Raw genomic sequence first — 9,775 nt, forward strand, 5'->3', positions numbered from 1 at the left:
GTCGGGCGCGCGGGCACCGTCGCGGCCTTTCCGAACCGGGCCGAGATGGCCGCGATCCTCGCCACCTGAGGGCAGGGCAGGGGCCCGACCCGCTCGCCTGAAGGGGCGCGCGGGCCGGACCCGCCGGCTGGGGAGCGACAGCCGGCCCTGCGGCCCGGGACAGCCGGCCCCTGCGGGCGCGGGCCCATCCCGGACCTGTCCTGTCAGCGGGCGACAAGCCAGCCCAGCACGTTCTTCCAGAGGCGCCCGTAGCCCTCCCAGGCGCAGAAATCGGGCGAGAGCCAGTGCGGCCCGATGTCCGAGGTCCAGGCGGCGGTGCGGCCCCGGCCGTGCTGGCCCAGAACGAGGAGCGGATGGCCGCCCTGGTCGGCGGGCAGGCGGGCGATCACTTCGGCCCCCTCGCGCGGCTCGACCTCGTTCACGCCGAGGATCGGCGGCCAGTCCATGCCGGTCAGCCCCGCCATCACCGGATGGTCGGGCGCCGCGATCTCGGCCACCGCGCCCTCGGGGATCTCCACCCGGTCGTCCCAGGGGAAGCAGGTCACGGGCAGCGTGTCCTCGACCGGGGTCTTGCGCCAGCGCGCGCGCCCGTCGATGCCCTGGAACGAGAAATAGCCGCCCATCATGATGAGGTTGCCGCCTTGGGCCACCCAGTCCTTCAGCAGGCGCAGCCGGTTCGGCACGCATTGCGAGCGCTGCCAGACCGCGGGCGGCAGAAGGAAGGTGTTCGAGCCGATGTCCGACAGGATGATGATGTCGTAGGCCTGAAGGCCCTCCATCGTGAAGGGAAAGCCCTCGGCCGCATCGTGGGCGGTCATGTAGTCGACCTCGAAGGCGCTGCCCTTCAGCGCCTCCAGCAGCGGCGTGGCGCCGGTGTGAAAGCGCACCGAGCCGAACTGGTCGAAGCCCTTGTAATGGGTCTCGGAGGTCGTCCAGCTTTCGCCAACCAGCAGTATCTTGGTGCTCATGATCTTGTCCTTGCAGGAAATGTCAGATGGAGGCGTCGAAGACCCGGCGCGGGTTCGTCACCATCAGCGTCTCGAGGGCCGCGTCGTCCAGCCCGTGGCGCCGCAGACGCGGCAGGAAATGCTTCGTCACGAAGGCGTAGCCGTTGCCGCCGTAGCGGGTGAGCATCATCTTCACGAAGACATCGTGCGACAGCAGGATCCGGTCGAGATAGCCGTGATCCGCAAGCCCGAGGATCGCGCGGGCCACCTCGTCGTCCGAGGGGCACTGCACCCCCTGATCGGCATAGAAGAAATCCATGCCGATCATGTCGAACTCGAGGAAGGCGCCGCGCTGGGCCAGCGTCGCCTGATAGACCGGGTCCATGTGCGAGGGGTTCATGTGGCAGAGCACCGTGTGGCGCAGCTCGGCCCCCTCCTCCTCGACCAGATCGAGCACCCGGTGCGCGAGGCGGAACCAGCCCGGCAGATGCACCATGAGCGGCAGGCCGGTGCGGACCTGCGCCCGGGCCGCGCCGCGCAGCGACTTCTCCTCCTCGGCGGTGAAGTCCGAGGAGACGCCGATCTCGCCGATCAGCCCGATGCGCGCATCGGTTCCGTCGGTGCCCTCCAGCGCCTCGGCCACGATCTCGTCGGCGATGTCATCGGCCGAGAGCCGCGCCACGCTCTCGGGCATGGAGCTTGCGAGATAGTAGCCCGCCCCCATGACCACCTGCACGCCGGTCTCGGCCGAGATCCGGCGCAGCTTCGCCGGATCGCGCCCGATGCCGCGGCAGGTCGGATCGACGATGCTCTGCCCGCCCACGGCGGCGAACTGCTTCACCTCGGCGATGGCCAGATCGAGATCGTCGAGCGCGATATTGTGCTTGTTCACGAACGGATCCTGCCGGAGCTCGGACAGGATCTCGATGCCGACCGGCGCCTCGGCCAGATACTGGCGCTCGGGCTCCTGCGGCGGGTTCCACCAGCAGCGGCAGTCGTTCTGCAGATGCTCGTGCATCAGCGTGTGGCCGAGGGCAGAGGAGGGGATCGGCCCGTCCACCGTCATGATTTGGCCCGAGCGGACGTGGCAGGGAGAAAGCTCGCTCATGCCGATTTCCTCCGTCCGAAGCGCCACTGGCGGTCGAAGAGCCGCGTGTTCATCCAGATGGCGACGAGGATGATGGTGCCCGTGACGATCTGGGTGAAGAAGGGCGAGATATGCATGAGGATCAGCCCGTTGCCGATGACGGCGATGGTCATGGTCCCCAGCACGGTGCCCAGCATCGAGGCCTTGCCGCCCATGAGCGAGGTGCCCCCCAGCACGACCGCCGCGATCACCTGCAGCTCGAAGCCCTGCGCCGCGTTGGACGAGCCCGAGCCGAGGCGGGCGGCGATCAGCATCCCCGCCACCGCGCTCGCCACGCCCGAGACGACATAGACCGAGGCCAGCACGCGCTTGGCGGGCATGCCCACCCGGCGCGCGGCCTCCATGTTCGAGCCGACGGCGATCACCTGCCGGCCGTACTGGGTGCGCAGCATGACGACGAAGCCCAGCACCGCCACGAGGATCGCGATCAGGGCGGGCACGGGGAAGCCCAGCACCTCGCCGCGGCCGAGCCAGAAGAAGCCCGCCGCGTCGCGGATCGGGATCGAATAGCCCTCGGTCAGGTAAAGCGCGAAGCCGCGCAGGATCGAGAGGCCCGCAAGCGTCACGATGAAGGCCGGAATGCCCTGATAGGCGATGAACCAGCCCTGGATCCCGCCGATCAGCGCGCCGGCGACCAGCATCAGCGGCAGGGTCAGGGTCCAGTCGAGCCCGCTTGCCATGACGATGGCCGCGAGCGCGTTGATGAGCGCCACCATCGAGCCGACCGACAGGTCGATCCCGGCGGTCGTGATGACGAGGGTCATGGCCACCGCCACGATCAGGATGGGCGCCGCCTGCCGCACCACGTTGAGCAGGTTGCCCGACGTGAGGAAGGTGGTCGTCATGGCGCCGAAGAACAGCATGCAGAGCACGAAGAACAGCGCGATCGACAGGACCTGCGCATGTTCCCCGATGAAGTCGGCCAGCCGCGAACCGGCCTGGCGCTCGGTGTAGGTCGCCATCAGTGGCCTCCCTTGCCGACGATGAGATCGACGAGTTCCTGCAGGTTGGTGTCGGCGATGGCGCGCTCGGCCACCTTGGTGCCCTCGTACATGACCGCCACGCGGTCGCAGACGCGGAACAGATCCTGCATCCGGTGGGTGACGAGCACGACGGCCACGCCCCGTGCCTTCACCCGGTTGATGAGGCCCAGCACCGCCTCGACCTCGGCCACGGCGAGCGCCGAGGTGGGCTCGTCCATCAGGAGGACCTTCGGCTCGAAGCTCGCCGCGCGGGCGATGGCGATGGCCTGCCGCTGGCCGCCCGAGAGTTTCTCGACCTTGGCGGTGAGGCGCGGGATGCGGATCTCGAGCGCGGCCAGCATCCGCTCGGCCTCGGCCAGCATCCGTTTCTGATCGAGGAAGGGCCCGCGCTTCAGCTCGCGCCCGAGGAAGAGGTTGCCCACCACATCCACATGGTCGCAGAGCGCGAGATCCTGATAGACCATCTCAATGTTGAGCGCGCGCGCCTCGGACGGGGTGGCGAAGCGGACGGGCCGGCCGGCCATGGTGATCTCGCCCTCGTCGGGGATGTAGGTGCCCGAGATCACCTTCGAGAGGGTGGACTTGCCCGCCGCATTGTCGCCGATGAGGCCCAGGCACTCGCCCGGACGGATGTCGAGATCGACCCCGCGCAGAGCCTGATGCGAGCCGAAGGTCTTGTGGATGTTGCGCAGCGTCAGGATCGGGGCTGCGGAGAGGGGGGATGCCCCCCTCTCTTCCTCAGGTGCGGAAGGCGCCGTCCTCATTTAAAGAGCGCCCGGAAGCCGTCGACATTCTCCTTCGTGACGATGGTCACGGGAACCGAGATGGTCTTGTCGACCTCGCCGCCGTCGGCGAGCGTCACCAGCGCCTCGACCGCCGCCGCGCCCATCGCCGCCGGATCCTGCTGGATCACGGCCTTGAGGTAGCCCTCGTCGATGGCATCGATGGCCTGCGCGGTCAGGTCCCAGCCGAAGATCGAGACATCGGCCTGCTTGCCCTGGCTGGCCACGGCGGCGATGGCGCCCATCAGCGCGGGTTCGCCCGTGGCGTAGATCGAGGTCAGGTCGGGGTTCGCGGTGATCAGGTTCTCGGCCGCCCCCAGCGCCACGTCCTGGATGTTCTGGCCGTCGACCGTGCCCACGACCGTCACCTTGTCGTCCAGCGCCTGCTCGAACCCGTCCTTGCGGACGTTCTGGATGTAGGAGTTGAGCGCGCCGACGATCCCGAGCTTCGAAGGCTCGGCCACGGTCTCGTTGTAATGCGCCGCGAGATCGGCGCCGGCCTTGGCATTGTCCACGCCGATCTGGGCCTTCTGCGGCCCCTCCGGCAGGATCGCGTCGATGGCCACCACGGGGATGCCTGCGTCGGCCGCCTGCTGGACGGCGGGCATGATGCCGTTCACGTCGATGGCCACCACCGCGAGCCCGTCCACGCCTTCCTGGATGTAGGTCTCGATCGCGCTGTTCTGCGCGGCCGAGTCGTTGTTGGCATTGAAGATGACGAGCTTGACGCCCGCCTTGTCGGCCGCTTCCTGCGCGCCGCGGTTCATCTCGTTGAAGAACAGGGCCTGCTGGTTGATCTGGACCAGCGCCACGGTCTTCTGCTCCTGCGCGAAGGCGGGCAGAGCCGCGGCGCCGAGGAGGCTCGAGGTCAGCAGGACGCCGAGAGCACGGCGGGTGAATTGGGGGGTCATGGTCAATCCTCGCTGTTCAGGTTGCGTCAGTTCTGTCCGACCGGCGGTGCAACGGACTCCCGCTCGATCAGCGTGACAGGAAGCAGCTCCTCTGGCGGGAGCCTTTCAGGGTCGACCGGTGGGGGGGCGAGCAGCAGCTCGAGGGCACGCCTGCCCAGATCCCGGACCGGTTGCCGCACCGCTGTCACGGCCGGTGCGAAAAGATGGAGCGGGCCCACATCGTCGAAGCCCACGACGGAAACGTCGCGCGGGATCGACAGGCCCGCCTCGCGCAGCACCTCGTAGAGCCCGATGGTGAGCTCGTCCGAGGTGGCGAAGATGGCGGTGGGGCGGTCCGACCCGCGGGCGACGAAGGCCTGCGCCGCGGCGCGTCCCGCCTCGAACGTGTAGGGGCCGCAGGAGCGTTCGATGCGCACGTCCGGGCCTGCGATCTCGCGCATCCCCTCGAGGAAGCCCGTATAGCGGCGCGCGCCCGAGATCATCTGGTCGACGCCGCCGATGAACAGCACATGGCGGTGGCCCGCGCGGGCGAGCCGGCGGCCCGCGAGCCGCCCGCCCTCGGCATTGTCGCAGAAGAGTTTCGGCACCCTCGCCTCGGCGATGTCCTCGTCCACCACCACGCAGGGGCCGCCGGCATTGACCTTCTCGGCCAGAGCCCGCGAGCCCGCATGATTGGTGATGAAGATCAGCCCGTCGGCATGGCCCTGCCGGATATGATCGAGATATTTGAGCTCGCGGTCGGGACGGTTCAGCGTGGCATGAAGCGCGAGCGACAGGCCCCGCGCGTCGGCCTCGGCCTCGACCGCCGCCACGAAGGTGGCGAAGAAGGGCGTGGCGATGTCGGGCACCACGAGCGCGATCGTGTCCGACCGTCCGAGGCTCAGCCGCCGGGCATGGGGATTGGGGCTGTAGTTCAGGGTGCGGATGGCCGTGTCGATGGCCTCGGCCGTGCGCGCGGGCAGCTCGAGCGAGCCGTTCAGATAGCGCGAGACGGTCGTCTTCGACACGTTCGCGGCCCGCGCCACATCCTGAAGATTGGCCATTCTACCTCGTCCAGATGATCCCGATCCCGAAGTAAATCGGTTTAGTAAACTGGTTTATCTGAACGCTAGGCCGAATCTCCCGCCGCTGTAAAGCGTCATTCGGTTCCGGGAGGGGCAGTGACCGATTTCCGGTCGTTCTGCCTCCTCCGCTGTCGGTTCGTGAAGATGTCCTTGGCGCGCACGAGGGCCCGGACAGGATGCGACCGCTTCGCGTCTGGCGGAGAGGCGATGCCGAGGCGCCTGTGTTTCGGAACGTGCGGCCCGCCGCCTCGGTCTGGAGGCGTGAGCCAGCCCCTCAGCCTTCATGCGGCCTTCGGGAAGGGTCAGCCGCGGCCTCATCCCCCGAGGCGAGGATCCTGCGTCTGGCCGCCTTGTCCGGGCCTCAGCGCCGACGCGGCGGGAGGTTGCGCGCCTGAAGGCCCATGAGGAGCAGAAGGGACGCCAGCGCCACGGCGAGGCCGACGGCGAGGGTTCGACGCTCCGATGCGTCCGGGGCCTCCGGTTGTTCGTCCGCCGCGGCGCCCGCGGCGTCGGATGCGAGCCCGCCCGCGTCGGCGGTGGCGGCAGATGGCATGGGCACGGCAGCTGCCGGCCCGGCGCCGGGATCCTCTCCTCGCACCATCGGCGCCGCGTTTTCCGGCGCATCCGCACCGGCTGCAGGTGCCGAACCCTCCTGCGCTCCGGCCCCGTGAGCCAGAAGCGCGACCAATCCCCCGGCCGCGAGCCCGATCGTCCAACGCGCCATACCGCTTACCCACAAACTACACCGGCCTCTGACATGAGGCCGGTGTCCATCCTAGCAGTCCGGCGACCGCGCTGAACCCGGCTGGGGTCCTGCATATTGACGCAGGGCCGCGCGGGCCTTCTTCTGGCCCCCTGGCCCCCTGGCCCCCTGGCCCCCTTGGCCTCCTGGCCTCCTGGCCTCTTGGCGCGCGGGTGCGGCCGGTGCTGGGCCGGTCAGGACGTGTGCGCGCGCGCCTCCTCGAGCAGCCGCACGAGCTCCTGGCGAAGTTCGCTCAGCTTCGTTGCGACTTCGGGCGGTTGCGGCTGGGCAATCGCTTCGTCGAAAGCGTCGATGACATGCTGTTCGCCGCTTTCGACCTGCTGGAGCACATCCTCGTCGATCTTGTCGAAGATCGCGCGCAACGAGACCACGGCGCGGTTGACGGTGGACATGAAGGTGCCGTCGTCGCCGGGGGTCCGGCCGGCAACCGACAGAAGCGCCGCGATCTCGGAGGACTGGCGGCGATGCAGCTCCTGGAACCGGCGGGCGAGCGGAAGGAACTCCGGCTCCGCCTTCTCCACCATCGTGTCGAACCCTGCGAGCACGTCGAGGGTGCGGTCGTGCAGCGCCTCGAGCGCGTCGGCCGCGGCGGTGTCGGGGGTGTAGGACTGGTTACTCATCGAAAGGCCCTTTCAATCTGAATGAGCCGGATCAACGTGAGCCCCGCTGGGCTGTTCCGCGCGACGTCGCGGCCTGCGCAGCGCGCTGCCCGGCAGCCGGGCCGCAACCGGTCAGAGCAGCCCGCGGCGCTGGGCGATGTTGGCGGCCTGCACCGCGGTGCGGGCGCCCAGACGGTCGCAGGCGGCCTTGAAGCGGGCCTTCACCGCCCCCTCGGTGATGCCCAGGCGGTGCGCGATCTCCTTGTAGCGCACGCCCTCGCTCAGCATCCGCAGGACTTCCGCCTGGCTGGGGGTGAGCGCATCGCGGTTGGGGGCATGAAGCTCGGCTATCGTCGCGCGGAGCGTCGCGATCTCGTGATTGGTCATCTCGCGGTCGCTGCGGGCGAAGAGGCCGAAGCTCCGCTTGCGGCTGCGGGCGGTGCGGGCGGGCAGACCGATCACGCAGCCGAAGCGCAGCCCGTGGCGGCGGTAGGCGGCCAGCACCCCCGCCTCGTCCGGCAGATGGACGGCGCTCCAGCGGGTGGCGCCGTTCGCGGTCGCCGCCCAGCGGATCAGCGGGTCGCGCAGGCCGAAGGCCTGGATCGTGTAATGGCGGGTCCAGGCCGAGGGAAAGAGGTTGAATTCGTCCTCTGGCGCCAGGAACCCCACCCTCAGCGCCACATAGCATCCGGCCGGAGCCAGATCACGGAACAGAGGTTCCTGATCCGTCAGAGCCGAGAGGGTTCCACGCGTCATCTTCTCATTTCGCTGGGCTGCCGATTGCGGCGCGAGGAGACCGTGCCGCCGTTCCATTCTCAAGTTGCGCAAAAGGTAAGGCTGCGAGAGGCCTGTCTTTTGAGCAGACGGGCAAAAAAATATTCCCAAACAATGACTTGATGGCTGCGAAGATCGTCCCGGAATTAAGCGCCCAGGTTGAGGTGAGAGAGGCCCGGCTCGCGTCCGTCATCGACAATGTGCAGATCACGCCCGCGGAACGCCGCCGGGCGGTCGCCGGATGGCGCATCGGTCGACGGCGTCCGCTCCGCTCGCGGACCCGCCCGCGGGACGGCAAGAGGGCCGGTTGCCGTGCGGGCTCGGGCCAGCCTTCTGCGGCTGGCACGGTCTCTTCCCGACCGTCCCGATGCGGACCGGCCCGGCGCCGTGGAGCGACGCGGGAGGGATCGCTCTCCGGAGCGGCGGGCGGCCCCTCCTTTGCCGGGCAGGGCGGAGGATAGCCCCCGCGTCCCGAAGGCGCCTGAGAGGAGCATCGCGGCGCCCGAGGTGGAGACGGCCTGGACGCCCTTCCCGGCCGCCGCGCGCCGAGCCCGGGATGGCCGCGGCATCCGGGCAGGCTTGCGCCGGGCCCCCCGCGCGCGGCGCGGAACCCCTATCCTCGCAGGGTTCTCGCGGCCTGCTGCGTGACGCTCGCGCGGTGCACGAGACGGGCAAGCCGGGCCACCCAGCCCGTGCCGGGCGCGCGGAGCCAGGTCGCCCCGAGCGGACAGGCGGCCGCACCGGTTCCGAGCTTGAACCGCGCGATGCCTTCCGTCCGCTCCGTGTCGATCAGGCCCAGCTCCAGCGCCTCGATCCCCATCTCCTTCAGCCGCTCGATCGCCCTCCAGAGCAGCAGAGTATGCGCGTTGAGCCTGCGCCCGGCTGGCGACGTCCAGGCGAGGTGGTAGGTGGCCCAGGGCGGATGGATCAGGATCAGGATACCCGCCACCGGCCCGCAGGCCCCCTCGACGGACAGAAGCAACGTCCCGCCGTTTCGCGCCCAGGCGAGGGCGAAGGCCGGCGGCAGGCGCGCATAGCGGCGCGCCTGCGCCTGTGCCGCCTCGGCCCGCAGCAGCCAGTGGCCCGGATCGTCCGGCAGGCCCGTCTCCGTGACGCGGAGCCCCATGCGCTCCGCCTGCGTCAGCGCGTTCCGCCAGCCCGGCGTAAGGCGCGCCCGCAGGGCCGTCAGCTCGGGCGCCAGCGCCAGCCGCGCCACATGGGCGGCCGTCATCGCCGGGATCATGCCGCCGCGTGAGAAGGGGCCCCCGTCCGCCGTCTCGGGCGTGACGAGGATGGCGCGGTGCCTGCGGCCGAGCGCCGACAGAAGCTCCGCCATGGCCGCCTCCGACCGCTCGGTCGCGATATCCGGCATCCAGACCGGCCCCCGCGACAGCAGCGCCACGCGCCCGACGAGCGGCAGGTGCCGGGCGAGAACCTGCGCCGTGCCGAGCGTCCGGCGCCCCTCGCGCCATTCGAGCCGAAAGGCCTCGGCCCCGAGGCTGCCACAGGCCCGGCCGTAGGAGGGATGCTGCTGCATCGGCAGGCCGGCCCCTTCGGGCAGGCGCGGGGTGTCGCAGAGGGTCCAGGAGCAACGCATTCTCCCTTTAACCACACGGCAACTAAAGGGAGGTAAAGGGTTCCGGGGGCTTCTTGGCGAAGGCGATGCCGGGCGGATCGACGCGCGGTGCGACAGGCCTTGGAAGAAAGGGGGGGCGTGCATGGGGCGGGGGAAAGACGGGGCGGCGGGAGCGGATCCGCGAGGGCCTGAGGAGCCCCGCGCGGGTCGCGCCCCGCGCGATGCGGCG

10 protein-coding genes are annotated in these 9,775 nt (G+C 69.8%); all 10 read right to left on the minus strand.

The genetic code is table 11. The features are described 5' to 3' along the window. Positions 1–203: 203 nt before the first annotated feature. The 10 genes from A9O63_RS02410 to A9O63_RS02455 all read right to left on the minus strand — a co-directional run bounded on the left by A9O63_RS02410 (position 204) and on the right by A9O63_RS02455 (position 9,567). Positions 204–968 carry a glutamine amidotransferase gene (locus tag A9O63_RS02410; RefSeq protein ID WP_069330498.1) on the minus strand — a complete coding sequence of 255 codons (765 nt, stop codon included), beginning with the start codon at positions 966–968 and terminating at the stop codon, positions 204–206. A gap of 22 nt (positions 969–990) precedes the next feature. Beyond that, the gene (locus A9O63_RS02415; RefSeq protein WP_069330499.1) at positions 991–2,055 is read right to left on the minus strand and encodes a phosphotriesterase family protein; all 1,065 of its coding nucleotides are present in this window, start codon (positions 2,053–2,055) and stop codon (positions 991–993) included. Then, the gene (locus A9O63_RS02420) at positions 2,052–3,056 is read right to left on the minus strand and encodes an ABC transporter permease (RefSeq protein ID WP_069330500.1); all 1,005 of its coding nucleotides are present in this window, start codon (positions 3,054–3,056) and stop codon (positions 2,052–2,054) included. The genes A9O63_RS02415 and A9O63_RS02420 overlap by 4 nt, the downstream gene beginning before the upstream one ends. After that, positions 3,056–3,841 carry an ATP-binding cassette domain-containing protein gene (locus A9O63_RS02425; RefSeq protein WP_069330501.1) on the minus strand — a complete coding sequence of 262 codons (786 nt, stop codon included), beginning with the start codon at positions 3,839–3,841 and terminating at the stop codon, positions 3,056–3,058. The genes A9O63_RS02420 and A9O63_RS02425 overlap by 1 nt, the downstream gene beginning before the upstream one ends. Continuing rightward, positions 3,838–4,770 carry a substrate-binding domain-containing protein gene (locus A9O63_RS02430; RefSeq protein WP_069330502.1) on the minus strand — a complete coding sequence of 311 codons (933 nt, stop codon included), beginning with the start codon at positions 4,768–4,770 and terminating at the stop codon, positions 3,838–3,840. Before A9O63_RS02430 ends, A9O63_RS02425 begins: the two co-directional genes overlap by 4 nt. Before the next feature lie 26 nt (positions 4,771–4,796). Further along, on the minus strand, positions 4,797–5,813 hold the full coding sequence (locus tag A9O63_RS02435; RefSeq protein ID WP_069330503.1) for a LacI family DNA-binding transcriptional regulator: 1,017 nt from the start codon (positions 5,811–5,813) through the stop codon (positions 4,797–4,799). Positions 5,814–6,195: 382 nt separating this feature from the next. Continuing rightward, the gene (locus A9O63_RS23245; protein ID WP_108223422.1) at positions 6,196–6,558 is read right to left on the minus strand and encodes a hypothetical protein; all 363 of its coding nucleotides are present in this window, start codon (positions 6,556–6,558) and stop codon (positions 6,196–6,198) included. A 212-nt stretch (positions 6,559–6,770) separates the two neighbouring features. Next, entirely contained in the window at positions 6,771–7,217 is a 447-nt protein-coding gene (locus A9O63_RS02445) for a ferritin-like domain-containing protein (protein WP_069330505.1), read from the minus strand. Positions 7,218–7,328: 111 nt separating this feature from the next. Continuing rightward, on the minus strand, positions 7,329–8,009 hold the full coding sequence (locus A9O63_RS02450) for a helix-turn-helix transcriptional regulator (RefSeq protein WP_167354597.1): 681 nt from the start codon (positions 8,007–8,009) through the stop codon (positions 7,329–7,331). A 574-nt stretch (positions 8,010–8,583) separates the two neighbouring features. Then, positions 8,584–9,567, minus strand: coding sequence for a GNAT family N-acetyltransferase (locus A9O63_RS02455; protein WP_069330507.1), 984 nt, complete (start codon positions 9,565–9,567; stop codon positions 8,584–8,586). Positions 9,568–9,775: the final 208 nt, after the last annotated feature.

The organism is Cereibacter johrii, from assembly GCF_001720585.1.
GTDB classification, from domain to species: Bacteria; Pseudomonadota; Alphaproteobacteria; order Rhodobacterales; family Rhodobacteraceae; genus Cereibacter_A; species Cereibacter_A johrii.